We start from the raw sequence: 16,555 nt of genomic DNA on the forward strand, positions 1-16,555 counted from the left end.
GACAGAATGGTCTGTACCTGTCCGGGCTCAAGGGAAGTTCAAAGGAAGGGACCGCTCGTGAGACGCCTTGTGAGACAGCGCCACAGAACGACCCGCCTCCTCGGTTCGCTGCTGCTCGTCGCCGCCGCGAGCGTGTCCGTCGTCGGCGCCGCACCCGCTGCCGCGCCCGCCACCGCAACCCCGCTGGGCCGGGTGGTCCCGGCACCCGCCAAGGTCACCCCCGCGGGCCACCCGTACCGGATCACGAGCGCCACCCGGATCCGCGTCGACGACACCCGTGAGTCACGCCGGATCGGCGCGTACCTCGCGGGCATCCTGCGCCCCTCCACCGGCTACCGGCTGCCCATCACCTCGCACGGCAAGGGCGGCATCCAACTCCGCCTGACCAAGGGCACGTTCGGCGCCGAGGGCTACCGGCTCGACAGCACGCCCTCCGGTGTCACCATCACCGCGAGCAGGCCCGCCGGACTCTTCCACGGCGTCCAGACCCTGCGCCAACTCCTGCCCGCCGCAGTCGAGAAGACCTCCCGGCAGCCCGGCCCCTGGCAGATCGCGGGCGGCACCATCGAGGACTCCCCGCGCTACGCCTACCGCGGTGCGATGCTCGACGTCTCCCGGCACTTCTTCACCGTCGCCCAAGTCAAGCACTACATCGACGAGTTGGCGCTCTACAAGATCAACACCCTGCACCTGCACCTCAGCGACGACCAGGGCTGGCGCATCGCCATCAACTCCTGGCCCCGCCTGGCGACTTACGGCGGCTCGACCGAGGTCGGCGGCGGCACCGGCGGCTACTACACGAAGGACGACTACAAGGAGATCGTCCGCTACGCCTCCTCGCGCTACCTGGAAGTGGTCCCCGAGATCGACATGCCGGGCCACACGAACGCGGCCCTCGCCTCCTACGCCGACCTGAACTGCGACGGCGTCGCGCCCCCGCTCTACACGGGCACGGACGTCGGCTTCAGCTCGCTGTGCGTCGGCAAGGATCTCACCTACCGCTTCGTGGACGACGTGATCCGCGAACTGGCCGCGCTCACCCCGGGCCGCTACCTCCACATCGGCGGCGACGAGGCGCACTCCACCAGCCATGAGGACTACGTCAAGTTCATGGACCGGGTGCAGCCGATCGTCACCAAGTACGGCAAGACGGTGATCGCCTGGCACCAGATCACCGGCGCCCACCCGGTGAAGGGCGCGCTCGCCCAGTACTGGGGTCTCGACGACACCGACGCCGCCGAGAAGGCGCAGGTCGCCGAGGCCGCGAAGAACGGCACCGGGCTGATCCTCTCGCCCGCCGACCGGGTCTACCTCGACATGAAGTACACCGAGGACACCCCGCTCGGCCAGGACTGGGCCGGGCTCGTCGAGGTCAAGCGGTCCTACGACTGGGACCCGGGCAACTACCTTCCTGGGGCGCCGAGTTCGGCGATCAAGGGCGTCGAGGCGCCGCTGTGGTCGGAGACGATCGTGACCGGCGCGAACATCGACTACATGGCCTTCCCGAGGCTCCCGGGCGTGGCCGAGCTGGGCTGGTCGCCGGCCTCGACGCACGACTGGGACACGTACAAGGTGCGGCTCGCGGCGCAGGCTCCGAGGTGGGACGCGCTGGGGATCGACTACTACCGGTCGCCCCAAGTTCCTTGGCCCGCACAGTAGTTGAGCAGTATCTGTACATGGGGCGGGCACCCCGGGGGACCGTACCCCGGGGTGCCCGCCTGCTTGTGGGGTCAGAACCCGGCGATCGGGTTCTTCAGGGTGCCGATGAGCTGGAGCGCGCCGGCCGGGTCCGCCAGGTCCACCATCTGCTTGTTGTCGCGCAGTTGGAGACGGTTGAGGCAGGACAGCGAGAACTCGGGCGCGAACATGTCGTACTGCCGGAACTTGTCGGCGAGTTCGGGCGCCGCGTCCTGGTACTCGCGGGTGACGTCCGCGACCGTACGCCAGAAGTCGTCCTCCTCCAGGACGCCCTCGGCGGCCAGGTTGGCGGCGAGGAAGCGGAAGAAGCAGTCGAAGACGTCGGTGAAGATCGAGAGCAGTTTCTTGTCCTCGGGGACCTCGACGCGCAGCCGCTCGACCGTCGGCGGCAGCACCGCGTCCGGGTCCATGACGGCGATCTCCTCGGCGATGTCCTTGTAGATCGCGCGCTCGACGACACCGTCCTTCAGGACGAGGATGACGTTCTCGCCGTGCGGCATGAACACCAGGTCGTAGGCGTAGAAGCTGTGCAGCAACGGGGTGAAGTACGCCCGCAGATAGCGCCGCAGCCACTCCACCGGGGCCAGCCCCGACCGCTCGATCAGCGCGCCGGCGAAGGACGCGCCCTCGTGGTCGAGGTGCACCAGCGAGGCCATCGTTGCGAGGGACTCGCCGTCCTGGAGCGAGGAGACCGGGCTCTCGCGCCACAGCGCGGCGAGCATTTTGCGGTACGGCGAGTAGCGGTCGGTCGCGGCCTCGTACTCCAGGTGGCGGTAGCCGACGGCGGCCTGCTCGCGGATGATCGACAGGCCGGTGGACTTCAACACCGGGTCGTTGTCGATGAGTTGGGCGAGCCAGTCGTTGATCGCCGGGGTGGCCTCCATGTAGGCGGCCGAAAGTCCGCGCATGAAGCCCATGTTGATGACGGACAGGGCCGTCTTCACGTAGTGCTTCTCGGGGTGGGACTTGTTGAAGAAGGTCCGGATGGACTGCTGGGCGAGGTACTCGTCGTCGCCCTCGCCGAGGCACACGAGGTGACCGCGGGCGATCTCGGCGGCGAAGGTGACGCTGAGCTTGTTCCACCACTGCCAGGGGTGGACGGGGATGAGGAGGTAGTTGTCGGGGTCGAGACCCCGGTCGACGAGAGTGAGCCCGAACCGCTCGACCGTCTCGGCGCCCAACTCCCGCCGTATGAACGACTCGTACTCGATGCCGACGCCCGCGGTGAAGGCGGCCCGTGAGCGGTGCGCGGCCAACCACACCAGCCGGACCGGGCTCGCGGTCTCGGGGGCGTACGAGAGGTACTCGTGGATGCCGAAGCCGAGCCGGCCGTTGTTGGCGACGAAGCAGGGGTGGCCCTCGGTCATCCCCGTCTCGATGGCCTGGAAGTCGCTCTTCACCAGCTCGGCGACCGGGATCTGCGGCTTGGTGAGCTTGTAGCAGGTGCCGGAGAGGGTGGAGGAGATCTCCTCCAGGTAGACCGGCAGGATCTCCTCGCTCAGTCCGAGCGCCTGCTTCAGCTCGATGAAGAAGTCCAGGGCGGCGAGGGGGAGTTCGGCGCCGTCGCGGTGTCGGGTGATCGAGTCGGCGTCGACCTGCCAGTGGTCGAGGGCGTGCCGGGTGGCGGTGAACCGGTAGCGGGTCAGACCGTCGTCGCTGCGGACGACGTACAAGTCGCCGTCCTGCTGGGAGAGTTCGGGCGTGATCAGTCGCTCGTGCGCGAACTCGGCGAGGGCCTTGCGGATGAGGAGGCGGTTGGCCTTCTCCCAGCGCTCGGGGGAGAGGTGGGCGACGGCGTCGGCGAGGCTCATGCGGACACCGCCGTAGCCGCAGTCGCCGTCACGAACTGTTCCCGTGTGCAGAAGCTCAACAAGGCTTTCTTCTCCGGCTTTTGGATCTCGCGCTCGGGCACGAACCCGACCGCCTCGTTCAGGGCGTGGACGGCGGTGTTGGACACGTCCGGTTCCACGACGACGCGTTCGACGGCCGGGTCCTCGAAGAGGCGGGCCATCACGGCGGTGATCACCGCGCGGGTGAAGCCGTGGACGGGGGTCTCGGTGGCCGGCGTCAGGAAGTGCATGCCGACGTCACCTGGCAACGGCTCGTACAGGCCCACCAGTTCGCGATGACGGGGGTCGTAGTACTCCATCAGGAAGACGGGGACACCGTCCCGCAGCCCGAGCAGCGCGTGCTGGTGCTCGTCGGCCGCGATCTCCATGTAGGCGCGCTCGACGTCCTCCAGTTTCGCGTCCTGCATCATCCAGAACGCGGCCTTGGGGTGCGTGAGCCACCGGTGCAGCAACTCGGCGTCCTGGAGCGGGTCGAGGGGGCGGAAGGTGAAGGTGTCTGTGGTGGCGAGGGTGCTCATACTGCGAACTCCTGGAACGCGATGGTCTGTTCGACCGGGTAGTACTCGGTGCCGAGCAGCTCACGGATGATGTACGAGTTGCGGTACGCGCCCATGCCCAGGTCGGGGGACGTGATGCTGTGCGCGTGGACGCCGGCGTTCTGGAGGAAGACGCCCCGGCCTGTGCTGTCGATCGAGTAGTTGCGCGCGATGTCGAAGTTGCCTCGCGAGTCGTAGCGCAGCCGCTCGTGGACCGGCTTGAGGAACTCCGGCTCGGCGTACTTGTAGCCGGTGGCGAGGATCAGGCCCTGGGAGCGCAGGGTGTAGTCCTTCTCCTGCTCCTCCTGGCGCAGCCCCAGCTCGTACACGCCCTCGCGGTAAGTGGCGCTGTCCAGCGAGGAGTTGGTGAGCAGTCGGGTGGGGACGGGGCCGCCGACCTTCTTCTGGTAGAGCAGGTCGAAGATCTCGTTGACGAGGTCGCCGTCGATGCCCTTGAAGAGGCCCTTCTGCTCGGCCGTGAGGCGGTAGCGGGTCTGCTCCGGCAGGGCATGGAAGTAGTCGATGTACTCCGGGGAGGTCATCTCCAGTGTGAGTTTCGTGTACTCCAGCGGGAAGAAGCGCGGCGAGCGCGTGACCCAGTTCAACTCGTAGCCGTGGACGTCGATTTCACTCAGCAGGTCGTAGTAGATCTCGGCGGCGGACTGCCCGCTGCCGACCAGCGTGATCGACTCCTTGGCCTGCAACTCCGCTTTGTGCTGCACATAGCGGGAGTTGTGGATGAAGTCGCCGCCCAACCCCGCGACGGCTTCCGGGAGATACGGCGGGGTGCCGGTGCCCAGGACGAGATGCCGGGCGCGGAACACGTCACCGGATTCGGTCCGGACGACGTAGACCTCGACGTCGTCCTCGTACGTCACCTCGGTGACCGTCGTGCCGAAGCGCACGTTGGTGAGTTTGTCGGCGGCCCAGCGGCAGTAGTCGTCGTACTCGACGCGCAGCGGGTAGAAGTTCTCGCGGATGTAGAAGGGGTACAGACGCCCCTTCTCCTTCAGGTAGTTGAGGAAGGAGTACGGCGAGGTCGGGTCGGCCAGCGTGACCAGGTCCGACATGAACGGGGTCTGGAGGTGGGCGCCGTCGAGGAACATGCCGGCGTGCCACTCGAAGGCGGGCTTCGAGTCCAGGAAGATTCCGTCGAGTTCGACGATCGGCTCGGTGAGGCAGGCGAGGCCGAGGTTGAAGGGCCCGAGCCCGATGCCCACGAAGTCGTAGGTCTTGGTGGCGGGTTCAGGAAGCGCGGTCAAGGGAGTCTCCCAGGTACTGCTCGGCGTGGCCGGCGATCAGGTCGAGGACGGCGGCGATGTCGTCGACCGTCGTCTCGGGGTTGAGCAGGGTGAACTTCAGGTAGTGGCGGCCCGCGACCTTGGTGCCCGCGACCACCGCGTCACCGGAGGCGAACAGGGCCTTGCGGGCATACAGGTTGGCGCGGTCGATCTCGGCCGGGTCGGTGACGGCGGCGGGGATGTAGCGGTAGACGAGGGTGGAGAGCGAGGGCTCGACGACGACGTCGAACCGGGGGTCGGAGGCGAGCAGCTTCCACCCCTCCACGGCCAAGTCGCAGACTTCGTCGAAGAGTTGGCCGATGCCGTCGGCGCCCATCACGCGCAGCGTCATCCACAGCTTGAGCGCGTCGAAGCGGCGGGTGGTCTGCAGGGACTTGTCGACCTGGTTGGGGATGCGCTCCTGGACCATGCGGCGCGGGTTGAGGTACTCCGCGTGGTAGGTCGCGTGGCGCAGGGTGTCGGCGTCGCGGACCAGCAGGGCGGACGAACTCACCGGCTGGAAGAAGGACTTGTGGTAGTCGACGGTGACCGAGTCGGCGCGCTCGATGCCGTCGATCCGGCTCCGGTGCTTCAGCGAGGCGAGCAGTCCGCAGCCGTAGGCCGCGTCGACGTGCATCCACACCCCGAACTGCTCGCACAGGGCGGCGACTTCGGGCAGCGGGTCGATGGAGCCGAAGTCGGTGGTGCCGGCGGTGGCGACGACGGCCATGGGGACGAGCCCTGCGCTCTTGCAGCGCTCCAACTCACGGGCGAGGGCGACGGTCTGCATCCGCTTGTCGGCACCGACGGGTATCGACACGACGGAGTCCTGCCCGAGGCCCAGCAGTTTCGCGGACTTCTTCACGCTGAAGTGGCTGATCTCGGAGGCGAAGATACGCAGCTTGGCGAGACTGTCGGTCTTCGCCTCCTCACGGGCCAGCAGCAGCGCCTGGAGGTTGGACTGGCTGCCGCCGGAGGTGAACACCCCGTCCGCGTGCGGCCCGAGGCCGATCCGCTCGTTCGTCCAGTCGATCAGTTTCCGCTCGATGAGGGTGCCGCCGGCCGACTGGTCCCAGGTGTCCAGGGAGGAGTTGACGGCAGAGAGCACCGCCTCGCCGAGCACGGCCGGGATGACGACCGGGCAGTTGAGGTGGGCGAGGTAGCGCGGGTGGTGGAAGTAGATCGCGTCACGCAGATAGACCTCGTCCAGCTCGTCCAGCACCGCGGCGGTGTCGTGGAGCGGGCGGTCGAGGTCGATCCGGTCGATGAGGGGGGAGAGGGCGTCGACCGTGACGCCGGTGAACGGCCGTTCCGTGGTGGCGAGTTTGGCCGCCACCCGCTCCACGCCTTCCGTCACGGAGCGGCGGTAGTGCTCCGCAGTCGTGTCATTGAGCAGGTGCGAGCGCATGTGGGGGTCCTCCGGTGGGGAAGTCCGTGCGGGACAGGTGAGCGGCGGGGTTCCGCAACATCAACTTAGGTAAGCCTAACCTAACTTAATGTCCGCGAAACCCGCCGCTCCCGTGACAGCCGTCACTCACGCCCCAGCTGCCCCTCGCACCGTCACCCGGCGTCGCGCAACTGCTCCTCGCTGAGCCCCTGCCGCCAGTACCCGACAAAGGTCACCCGCCGCCGGTCGAACCCACGCTCACCCACGAAGTGCCGCCGCAACGCCTTCACTTGACCGGACTCGCCCGCGATCCACACGTACGGCCGCTCGGCAGACGGCAGTTGGGCATCCCGAAGGGCGCCGAGGGCCATGGGGGACCCCTCGACGCCCTGGCTCTCCCGCACCAGCCAGGTCACCTCGGCATCGGCGTCGGTGACCAAGTCCTGGATGTCCCCGGGGTGTTGGACTTCGAGCCACGCCCGCGCGCGAATGCCGGCCGGCAGGTTTTCGAGGATGGCGGACGCGGCCGGTACGGCGGTCTCGTCCCCCCACAGGACGACGAGATCGGCATCCTCCGGCGGACGGAACCGGATCGCGCGATTGTCCGCGATCGCGGGTCCGAGCAGCACGACCCGATCACCGGCGGAGGCGAGGGAGGCCCAACGGGAAGCGGGCCCGGCGGGTTCGTGCAACACGAAGTCGATGTCGATCTCGCTCGTGCTGCCTTGGGTGTCGCGGCGCAGGGCGCGCAGAGTGTACGAGCGCATCACGGCCCGTACGTCGTCCGGCAGTTCACGCCACCCCTGCCACCACCCGTCCCCTAGCTCATACGGCACGGCGGGCTCCAGCTGCCCCGGCTGAGGGAGGAACAACGACAGGGACTGATCACACCCGTCGGAGAAGAAATACGCCAGATCATCCCCACCGAAGGAGACCCGAACAAGAGACGGCCCAAGCCGCTCCGTCCGCACAACCTGGAGCGAGAAGAAACGGAACGGGGCGGCAACGGCCGTAGTCATGAGGGGGGTTCCTTAGAAGAAGCGTGAGGCTGCCTACCTAAAGGGGCGCGGGGAACTGCGCGACCAGCCACACACGGCCCGCAGTTCCCCACAAAGCGAAACCACCCCAGATTCAGCTGACCTTCTTCGCACTCTCGATCGCCTTCGCCAGACTCTCCACCATCGGCACACACTTGTCGTACGACAGAATCGGCTCAGGCGACCGCGAGATGACCTGCCCCGCCTTCACCGCCGGCAGAGCCTTCCACGTGGCCTCGGTGATGTCCGCGGGCTGAATCGTCGCGGACCGGTCGTCCATCATGATGATGTCCGCCGGGTACTTGTCCGCGTTCTCCCAGCTGAGGTTCTCGTACCAGCCACCGCTCGCCTTGAGCGCGGCAGCGGACGGCTCGACGAAGTTCACGCCGAGCGCCTTGTAGTACTCCAGGTCGACGGAGAGATTGGACCCGGAGACGTAGAACACCGTGTCCGCCGCCGAACCGGCCAGCACCTTGATCTCGGGGCGCGCCTTGGCCGCCTTGCGCAGCCGCTCCGAGGCCGCCTCGAAACGCTTCTTGGCGTCGGTGACCGTCGCGGCCGTCATGTCCGCGCCCAGCGACTCGGCCAGCTCCCACATCCGCTGGAGCGGCGTGGTGAGCTGGCGGTCGTACATGGAGACGGCGGCGCTCGGCGCCAGCTTGGCGATCTTGTCCTTGGACTCCTCGGGGACGTACCAGAGGGTCCCGGCGGCGTCGAACGTGGTGGTGAGGAGGACGTCGGGGGCGAGGGCCGCGTACTTCTCGATGTTGAACTGGCCCCAGGTGTTGCCGAGGATCGTGACCTTGCTGATGTCCATGTCGCCGGCCTGGACGTCGGGCTTGCCGTTCTTCAGCTTGGTCGGGCCGAAGACGCCCTTCACGGAGATGCCGTAGTCGTGGAGCGCGGCGCCGACACCGACGAACGCGACGATGTTCGCGGGGATCTTGTCGAGCTTCACCGTGGAGCCGCGGTCGTCCTTGAAGGTCCAGGGGCCGGACTTCTGCGCGGCCGCCGTCTCCTTGTCCGAGCCACCGCTTTTCGCGTCGTCGTCGCCGCAGGCCGCGAGCACGGCACCGAGGCCGAGGGCGCCGCCCGCGGCGAGGATGCCGCGGCGGGAGAGGTGGGTGGCACGGGCGTTGGACATGTGTGGCTGCTTTCGAACAGGGCGGAGCGCCCGCCGGACAATTCGAAGGTAGGTTAGCCTAACCTCACTCGATGTCCAGTGGCCGGGTGGCCGCCATCCAACGGCCCGGCCCCCCGGCCGTGTTCGACTCCGGGTCCAACTCCCGTCAGGCGGCGGCCCGTTGACGGCGGGCCAGCGCCTCGGCCGCGTCGCGGCGCCGGGTGCCCAGGACGTCCACGGGAGCCCCCGCGCCCTTGCCGGGCTCGTCGCTCCACCCGCGCAGGGTGCGGGCCACCTCGGCCAGCCGCGGATCGCCCGGGCGTACGTCGACGTAGAACAGCGCCTCGTCGGGTCTGCGGTCGTCGCCGCCCCAGCGGACGACGCCCGCCAGCTCGGCCAGGATGTCCCGGATCACCAGGAGTTGGTCCGGGAAGAAGCCGCCGCGTGCGCCGAACGGATAGGAGCCGGGGCGGATCCGCACCGCGGTGCCCGAGGCGAGGTTCGACTCTGCGAGGCCCTTGCGCACCTTCGACGGCGCGCTCCATCCGGCCACGTCACCGGCTCTGAGCGCGTCGACCTCGTAGTGGAAGCGGCGGACCACGTGCACGAGCACCGTCTCGACGTCTCCGAGGCGCACCCGGACCCCGGCGAGGGGGGTGCCGACGACGGGCCGGGTCCACACGGTGCCGCCGGCGTCCGCGACCCGCTCCATCTCCCAGCCGTTCTTCGAGGGCCGGCCGGTGAACACCCGGCGCTGTTCGGCGCGATGGCGGTCCAGGGCGTCCTGGACCAAGGCGGGGTCGAGCGCGGGCGGCGACGGCACGGGGCCGGCGGCGAGGGCCTGCGGGGCCGAGGTGACGGTCAGTGCGGTGGCGCCGGCGAGCAGCGCGGCCCGCTTCAGGGCGGTACGACGCGAGAGAGACACGATCGGAAGGCTTTCTGTCAGGGCCGAGGGATCTCGGCGTACATCAGCGGGTCGATCTCGAACGCGACCGTCGGGGCGAGGAGTGCCACCGCGGCGATGAACGCGTACCAGCGGCGGTGGACGTTGACGGCCTGCGTGACCAGGTAGTTCACGAACGCGCACAGCAACAGGAAGGGCAGCGTGATCAGGACCGTCGCCGCGATGTCGGGACCCATCCCGTCGTCGGTCTCCGTCGGGGCCGGCGCCGGCGCCCACCCGTGCTCGGGGAGCACCCACACCTCCAGCAGCCGCCACGGCTGCTGGAGCGCCCCGTTCCCGAGGTAGCCGAGGAACAGGTTGAGTCCCGCGGCCAGGGCCACGGTGGCCGCGTGCCGCGCCCGGGGTGAGCGCACCACGGCCAGATATGTCGTGTCCCCGCCCGTGTCGCCCATGCCGCTCTTGCCCATGTCCGTCGCTCCCGGCTGTCAGATCCCCGGGACGCTGTCACCCCGGGTGATGGCGTTGTACGTCTCGAAGACCCCGTACACCCGCAACCGCTTCGCCGCCTCGGTCTCGGCGTTCGCGTTGTCGCCCTGGTAGTACTTCAGGATCGCGAAGATGTCCTCGGGGCTGGAATCCAGCGCCGGGCGTCGCACACCGTACTTCGCGGCATGGTACCGGTGCACGTACGGGACCTGGCGGATGTTGAACTCGGGGTTCTCATTGAGGAGTTGCCAGATCAGCCAGAGGTCGGCGTCGCTGTCGGGGTTGCGGATGTTCGCGTCGAGCACCTCCTCCTGGATCGCCCGGTTGCGGGCGTTGATGGCGGTGGCGGCGAAGATCTGGCCCGGGCCGGTGCTGGAGTCCGGCTTGATGAAGGGATCCAGTCCGGGCGGCGGACTGTCCAGGCCCTGGTGGTAGGCGCGGACCCCCAGGTCGCCCATGTAGTCCGCGAAGGTGGTGTAGTGCCGGGTCTCCCAGAACACCGGGACCTGGATGAGGGCCTTGCGCATCTTCAGGGTGCGGGCCATGCCGGTGATCAGGTCGTCGTTGGCCATGACCAGGTCGAAGGCGTCCTTGACCGACCACTTGTTGCCGGTCGACGTCTCCGGGATCGGCGGCTCCAGGGTGAGGAGCGTCTGGCGCAGCTCGGTCAGCAGCGCCTCGTGCACCTCCGTCGGCAGCTCCAGGTCCAGCCGCAGTTCGGCGGGGAGCGGGTCGTCGAAGGTGCCCGCGCCGATGTCGAGGCCGGAGGCGATGTTGTGGTCGATCTCGATCGCCCCGTCGCCGGACCCGATGGTCCGCGTGACGATCTGGTCGTAGGCCCAGTTGGCGGGCATCGGATAGCCGAGGTTGCCGGAGAAGCCGGAGGACATGTCGGACACGAAGGAAGCGGTCGCGTAACCGGCGTCCGAGACGCGCGAGCACACGTTGCGCGGGCCGTACACGCCGACCCGGAACGGGTTGTCCAGCCGGGCCAGTTCGGCGTCGACGGCCTGGAAGTACGGCAGGACGAACGAGGTGACCTCGGCGTCGACGGCGTCGTAGTCCACGGCGAAGAAGATCCGCACCCCGTGCCGGAAGCCGTGCTTGACCGCCTGTGCCACCGCCGTCCGCGCGTCGGCGGTCCCCTGTGAGGGGCTGAAGTGGTCGGCGGAGCGGGCGTAGGTCTGGAAGATCGGGAAGCAGCGCAGGCCGTTGTCGGCGATCGTCTTCAGCTCGCCCGGCTGGATCTCCTTCTGGGGGAGTGAGGTCGTCGACGGGTTGTAGAGGTAACGGCCCACGTACGAGATGCCGTTGGCCTTCAGCGTCGCCGCCCTGGCCGGCGTGATCGCGGTGACACCGTCGCAGGCCTCGCCCCGGCGGGTCTGGTCGCCGTAGGAGATCAGCAGGGAGGCCCAGGTCTGGTAGTCGCCGAGGCCGGTCACCGGGAGTTTGACGAAGCCCTGGAACTCCCGTACCCGGGCCGCGAGTTCGCTGGTGTAGGAGCTCTGGAACGGTACGCCCGACCGCTTGTTGAAGATCATGGCGGCCGTGAACAGCTGTACCCAGGTGCCGCTGGAGCCCACCGACAGCGTGTGGTCCTTCAGGCCCGCCTGGGTGCCGGGGCCGAACACGCCGTTGGCGGTGCCGTCGGCCAGGCCCAGTTCGTACTGGATGGCGTAGATCATCGACTTGGCTACGTCACGCGAGTAGTGGCCGTCGCAGGGGACGACGAAGTAGTCCGCCCGGTTCACATAGCGGCCGTTGAGCCACTGCTGGATCTCCCGGACGGCGTCCGAGCCGCCGTTGACGGTGACGTAGGCATCCATGTTGAGCAGGCCCTTGAAGACCTTCGGCACCAGGTCGGAACCCGGATAGGCCCCGGAGACACCCATGTTGGCCTTCAGCTGGGCCACCGAGGAGGCGACCCGGTCGCTGTAGAGACCGTCGATGGCGCCACCGTCGTAGCCCTTGCAGTACAGCGCGGACTGGATGATCCGGACGAAGTCGGCGGACGGGGCCGTGCCGGAGTTGATCCTCGGGTGCTTCGACTGGAGGGTGGAGAGCGTGGTCGGGCCGAAGCTGTTCGACACCGGGGAGATGCCGAGTTCCCACTGGAGAGCGCGCGTCAGGGCGTACATGACGGGCCATGCGGTCTGCCCGTTCTCCTCCACCGTCATTCCGATGCGGGCCCCGTACACGGAGTTGACGAACTTCTGGGCTCTCAGGACCATCTCGTCGGCCATCTGGGGCGGCTCCTCATTCGCTGGGGCGGGGTTCGCCGGACGAACGCTAGATAGCCAACAGGCCTGAGAACAGGGGGATTTGACGTTCTGGCGCAATGCCGCCAGAAGCATTGGCAGCGCTTTCTTCCGATGTCAGGATCCAATCCCGCCATAACCGGAGGAGAGAGATATGCGCGCCTTCACCGCGGCCCTGACCGCATCGGTCGCCGCCGGATTCCTGCTGTTCACGGGCGCCCCGGCACAGGCCGACGGGTTCGACGACGAGAACATCCAGGGGGCCTGTCAGGGAAACAGCAGTTTCCGGTTCAGGCTGTATTACAACTCCGGTACCGCGGGGGCGTACCGGGACATCAGATACGCGGTCGGCAACTTCGGATCCGTGCCCCTCACCGCCGGCGGAAACTACTCCCTCAAATACTGTGCGGGAACCGGCGCCGGAGCCGGCCAGGACATCAAGAACAATGCCGCCTCCGCGCGCAACAGCCATACGTCCTACGGCGCTTGCGTGTATTTCAGCAGTTGGTACAACGGGGCGATGGACTCCCTGCAGCCGGCCGTTCCGACGCCGGTGAGCAAGAACCTGGTGAACACGTACAACGAGAACGCCTCGTTCCAGTGGTGCTGAGAACGATCCTGGCCCGGGGCGCGGCCGCGTGGCCGCGCCCCGTCCTGGCCCTCGCGGTGGCCCTGCCGCTGCTGGCAGGCTGCGGACAGGACGAACGGGAGAGCGCGCCCGCGGGGAGAACCGGGGCCGCCGCCCCCGCGAACCCGGCCACCTGGGTGCTCCCGCTCCAGGCGTATCTGCCGGACCCGGAGCAGGAGGACCTCCTCTTCGACGCCCTGGAGCAGGCGAAGTCCGTGTGCATGAAGCGATTCGGCTTCGACTACCGGCCGGCCGAACCCCTGCCGGACATGGGCCCGGACACCCTCACCGACCTCCGCTACGGCATCCACGACCGGAACGTCGCCGCGACCTACGGATACAAGCCCGCCGGCGACATGACCGCCTACCAGGAGGAGACCCGGCGGCTGCTGGAGGCGTCCGAGCTCGGCCCCGAGGAGGAGGCCGCCATGACCGGACAGCGGGACGGCTCGGCCACCGGCGGGAGCTTTCCCGAGGGCGGCTGCGGCGGGGAGGCGTACCGCCGCGTCCACGGCTCCCTGGACCCCGCCTCCACCCTCGCCATGGACCTGAGCAACGAGGCGTACGCGAAGGCGCAGCGGAGCGAGCGCGTGCGCAGCGTCTTCCGGTCCTGGTCGGCGTGCATGGCCGACAGCGGCTACACCTACGACGAGCCGATGGACGCCCCGAACGACCCGAGGTTCGCCGCCTCCACCGCCGACCCCGAAGAAGTGGCCACCGCCCTCGCGGACTTGGCGTGCCGGGAGAAGTCGAAGGTGGCCGAGGTCTGGTTCGACGAGGAGGCCGGGCTGCAACGGCGGCTGGCGGAGCGGCACATACAGGAACTCAAGAAGGCGGGTCAGGCGCTCGAAGCGGCACTGAAGGCCGCGGCCCGCACAACAGGGTCCGGATCCTGAGGAGTTGGCGGGGATGAACGACGGTACGACGGCCGGACCCGCCCGGCACCGGCGGTGGCTGGTGGCGACGGTGGCACTCTCGGTGCTGCTCATCGGCGCGGGGGTCGCCGCCGCCCAGCTGATCCGCTCGCCGGCCCAGGCCGCGGCGGAGACCGCGCCACCCGAACCGGACGTCCTCACCGCTCCGGTGGAACACCGGGTGCTCAAGGACACGATCGTCCTACGGGGCACGGTGCGGGCCGGCCAGACGGTCGAGGTGGCCCCGCAGAGCGCGGGCGGCGACGGAGCGGGCGCCCCGGTGGTCACCAGGGTCCCGGTGAAGGCGGGCCAGCGCGTCCTCGACGGCCAGGTGGTGCTGGAGGTCTCGGGCCGCCCGGTGTTCGTACTGCCGGGCGCCATCCCCGTGTACCGCGACCTCAGGCCCGGTGCCGAGGGCCGGGACGTGGCGCAGTTGCAGTCCGCCCTGCGCGGCCTCGGCCACGACACGGGCGGTGACGCGAAGGACGCCTTCGGCGAGGGCACGAAGGCGGCACTGGCCCGCCACTACGCCTCGATCGGCTACGACCCCCGACAGTCCGAGACCGACGCCACGGACCGGCTCGCCACCGCGCGCGCGGCGGTACGGGCGGCGGAGCGCGCCTTGCAGGACGTGGAGGGGCTTGTCGGTGGCGGAGGCGAATCGGGGGACGGTGGCGGGCAGTTGACGGGCGGGGGAGGTCAGTCGGCGGGTGGCAGCGGTCAGTTGGCCGGTGGTGGGAGCGAATCGGCGGGCGGCAGCGGTCAGTTGGCCAGCGGTGGAAGTCAGTCGGCCAACAGTGGAGGTCAATCGGCGTACGGCGGCGGGCAGTTGGCTGACGCCGGAGGTTCGTCGGTCGGTGGAGGCCAGTCGGCGGACAGCGACGGTCGGTTGGCTGACGCCGGGGACCAGTCGACCGGTGCCGGGGACCGGGCGGCAGCCGCCGGGGACCAGCCGACCGGTGCCGGGGACCAGTCGACCGGCGCCGAGGAGCAGCCGACCGACGCCGGTGTCGCCCGGCAGCGGGCCGTGCAGGATCTTGCCGCCGCGCGCACCGAACTCGCCGCGGCGCAGGCCGAGTCGGGGCCGATGCTGCCCATGGACGAGGTGGTCTTCGTGCGGGGATTCCCGGCCTTCGTCGACTCGGTCACCGCGACGGTGGGTGCGCGGGTGTCGGGCTCCGTGCTCCGGCTCTCGGCCGGTGAACCGGTCGTCCAGGGTTATCTGCAGGAGCACCAGCGGCAGTTGGTCGACACCGGGCAGCCGGTACGGATCCTGGCGGAGCTCAGCGGTGCGGAGACCGGGGCGGTGGTGGCCTCGGTGGCCGACGTACCGGAGTCGGGGAAGACCGCGGACGGGGCGGACACCGAGGGCGCGGACCCGCCGCCGGCCGGCTCCTACCGGCTGACGGTCAAGCCGGACAAGGCACTTGGTGCCGGCACGACGGGGCAGGGCGTGAGGTTGACCATCGAGTCGGCCTCGACCGAGGGCCGCGCCCTGGTGGTGCCGGTCACCGCCGTGTCCGCCGGGGCCGACAGCCGGACCTCCGTCACCGTGCTCGAAGCCGACGGCGGCCGCAGACGGGTCGAGGTCCGGGTCGACACCCAGGGCGACGGCCAGGTCGCCGTTGTCCCGGTCGGCGCCCGGGCCGCGCTGCGCCCCGGGGAACAGGTGATCGTCGGGCTGCGCGGCACCGGCGGCCTGCGATGAGATGGCTCCCGCACCGCGCGAGGCCGCTGCCGGAACCGCCGGTCACCGACGAGCCGGTGCTGAACTTCCGTGCCGTGGCCCGCACTTACCCCGGTCCGCCGCCGGTGACGGCCCTGCGGCCCGCGAGCCTGACGGTGCGCCGGGGAGACTTCGTCACCGTGTCCGGCCCCTCCGGCTCCGGGAAGTCGACCTTCCTCAACATCGCCGGCCTGCTCGACGTACCCACGCAGGGCCGGTATCTCCTCGACGGCATCGACGTCGGCCGCCTCACCGACGCCGAACGCGCCGCCGTACGGGGACGGCGCATCGGTTTCGTCTTCCAGTCCTTCCACCTCATGCCCCACCGAAGCGCCCTGGAGAACGTCGAGTTGGGCATGGTGTACGCCGGTGTCCCGCGCCGGGAGCGGACCGACCGGGCGCGGGACGCGCTGGACGCCGTGGGCCTCGGCCATCGGCCTACGGCCCTGCCCGGCCGGCTCTCCGGCGGCGAGCGGCAACGGGTGGCGATCGCGCGGGCCCTGGCGGTGCGCCCGGCGCTGCTGCTGTGCGACGAGCCCACCGGCAATCTCGACAGCGCCACGGCCGACGCCGTACTGGCGCTGCTGGACGAGCTCAACGACCGGGGCATGACGCTCGTGGTGATCACCCACGATCCGGCCGTCGCCGCCCGTGGAACGCGCCGTATCACCATCCGGGACGGCGCCCTGAGCGAACCCGCGCCGGCCGCGGCCGGGTGAGGAGGCTGC

Annotated in this window: 14 protein-coding genes; 5 read left to right on the top strand and 9 right to left on the bottom strand. The window is 69.3% G+C overall.

The genetic code is table 11. The features are described from left to right. The first annotated feature begins 69 nt into the window (after positions 1-69). Complete coding sequence (locus ACIBK4_RS31855) at positions 70-1,659, top strand: beta-N-acetylhexosaminidase (protein WP_399000771.1); 1,590 nt, start codon at positions 70-72, stop codon at positions 1,657-1,659. Positions 1,660-1,730: 71 nt separating this feature from the next. On the opposite strand, the gene ACIBK4_RS31860 is transcribed toward ACIBK4_RS31855, so the two are convergent. The 9 genes from ACIBK4_RS31860 to ACIBK4_RS31900 form a co-directional block, all read right to left on the bottom strand. Continuing rightward, positions 1,731-3,509 carry an IucA/IucC family protein gene (locus ACIBK4_RS31860; RefSeq protein ID WP_399000258.1) on the bottom strand — a complete coding sequence of 593 codons (1,779 nt, stop codon included), beginning with the start codon at positions 3,507-3,509 and terminating at the stop codon, positions 1,731-1,733. After that, the gene (locus tag ACIBK4_RS31865; RefSeq protein ID WP_399000260.1) at positions 3,506-4,066 is read right to left on the bottom strand and encodes a GNAT family N-acetyltransferase; all 561 of its coding nucleotides are present in this window, start codon (positions 4,064-4,066) and stop codon (positions 3,506-3,508) included. The genes ACIBK4_RS31860 and ACIBK4_RS31865 overlap by 4 nt, the downstream gene beginning before the upstream one ends. Next, positions 4,063-5,346, bottom strand: coding sequence for a lysine N(6)-hydroxylase/L-ornithine N(5)-oxygenase family protein (locus ACIBK4_RS31870; protein WP_399000263.1), 1,284 nt, complete (start codon positions 5,344-5,346; stop codon positions 4,063-4,065). Before ACIBK4_RS31870 ends, ACIBK4_RS31865 begins: the two co-directional genes overlap by 4 nt. Further along, positions 5,330-6,772: a lysine decarboxylase DesA gene (desA, locus tag ACIBK4_RS31875; RefSeq protein ID WP_399000265.1), complete on the bottom strand. Its 1,443-nt coding sequence runs from the start codon at positions 6,770-6,772 to the stop codon at positions 5,330-5,332. The genes ACIBK4_RS31870 and desA overlap by 17 nt, the downstream gene beginning before the upstream one ends. Positions 6,773-6,924: 152 nt before the next feature. Beyond that, a complete protein-coding gene (locus tag ACIBK4_RS31880) occupies positions 6,925-7,770 on the bottom strand; it encodes a siderophore-interacting protein (protein WP_399000267.1) in 846 nt (281 codons plus the stop codon). Positions 7,771-7,882: 112 nt separating this feature from the next. Beyond that, entirely contained in the window at positions 7,883-8,932 is a 1,050-nt protein-coding gene (locus ACIBK4_RS31885) for an ABC transporter substrate-binding protein (RefSeq protein ID WP_399000269.1), read from the bottom strand. 145 nt (positions 8,933-9,077) lie between these two features. Then, positions 9,078-9,836: a hypothetical protein gene (locus ACIBK4_RS31890; RefSeq protein ID WP_399000272.1), complete on the bottom strand. Its 759-nt coding sequence runs from the start codon at positions 9,834-9,836 to the stop codon at positions 9,078-9,080. A gap of 17 nt (positions 9,837-9,853) precedes the next feature. Continuing rightward, on the bottom strand, positions 9,854-10,282 hold the full coding sequence (locus ACIBK4_RS31895; RefSeq protein WP_399000274.1) for a hypothetical protein: 429 nt from the start codon (positions 10,280-10,282) through the stop codon (positions 9,854-9,856). A gap of 18 nt (positions 10,283-10,300) precedes the next feature. After that, positions 10,301-12,544: a glycoside hydrolase domain-containing protein gene (locus ACIBK4_RS31900; protein WP_399000276.1), complete on the bottom strand. Its 2,244-nt coding sequence runs from the start codon at positions 12,542-12,544 to the stop codon at positions 10,301-10,303. Positions 12,545-12,713: 169 nt separating this feature from the next. Between ACIBK4_RS31900 and ACIBK4_RS31905 the strand changes: the two genes are divergently transcribed. Genes ACIBK4_RS31905 through ACIBK4_RS31920 form a run of 4 tightly spaced genes read left to right on the top strand, consistent with a single transcriptional unit; the run spans position 12,714 to position 16,546 of the window. Next, positions 12,714-13,169: a hypothetical protein gene (locus ACIBK4_RS31905; RefSeq protein ID WP_399000278.1), complete on the top strand. Its 456-nt coding sequence runs from the start codon at positions 12,714-12,716 to the stop codon at positions 13,167-13,169. Next, complete coding sequence (locus ACIBK4_RS31910) at positions 13,163-14,083, top strand: hypothetical protein (protein ID WP_399000280.1); 921 nt, start codon at positions 13,163-13,165, stop codon at positions 14,081-14,083. The genes ACIBK4_RS31905 and ACIBK4_RS31910 overlap by 7 nt, the downstream gene beginning before the upstream one ends. Positions 14,084-14,096: 13 nt before the next feature. Beyond that, positions 14,097-15,809, top strand: coding sequence for a peptidoglycan-binding protein (locus ACIBK4_RS31915; protein ID WP_399000282.1), 1,713 nt, complete (start codon positions 14,097-14,099; stop codon positions 15,807-15,809). Then, on the top strand, positions 15,806-16,546 hold the full coding sequence (locus ACIBK4_RS31920) for an ABC transporter ATP-binding protein (RefSeq protein WP_399000284.1): 741 nt from the start codon (positions 15,806-15,808) through the stop codon (positions 16,544-16,546). The genes ACIBK4_RS31915 and ACIBK4_RS31920 overlap by 4 nt, the downstream gene beginning before the upstream one ends. The last annotated feature ends 9 nt before the right edge of the window (positions 16,547-16,555 follow it).

It is taken from the genome of Streptomyces sp. NPDC050528, assembly GCF_044457795.1.
Classification (GTDB): Bacteria; Actinomycetota; Actinomycetes; order Streptomycetales; family Streptomycetaceae; genus Streptomyces.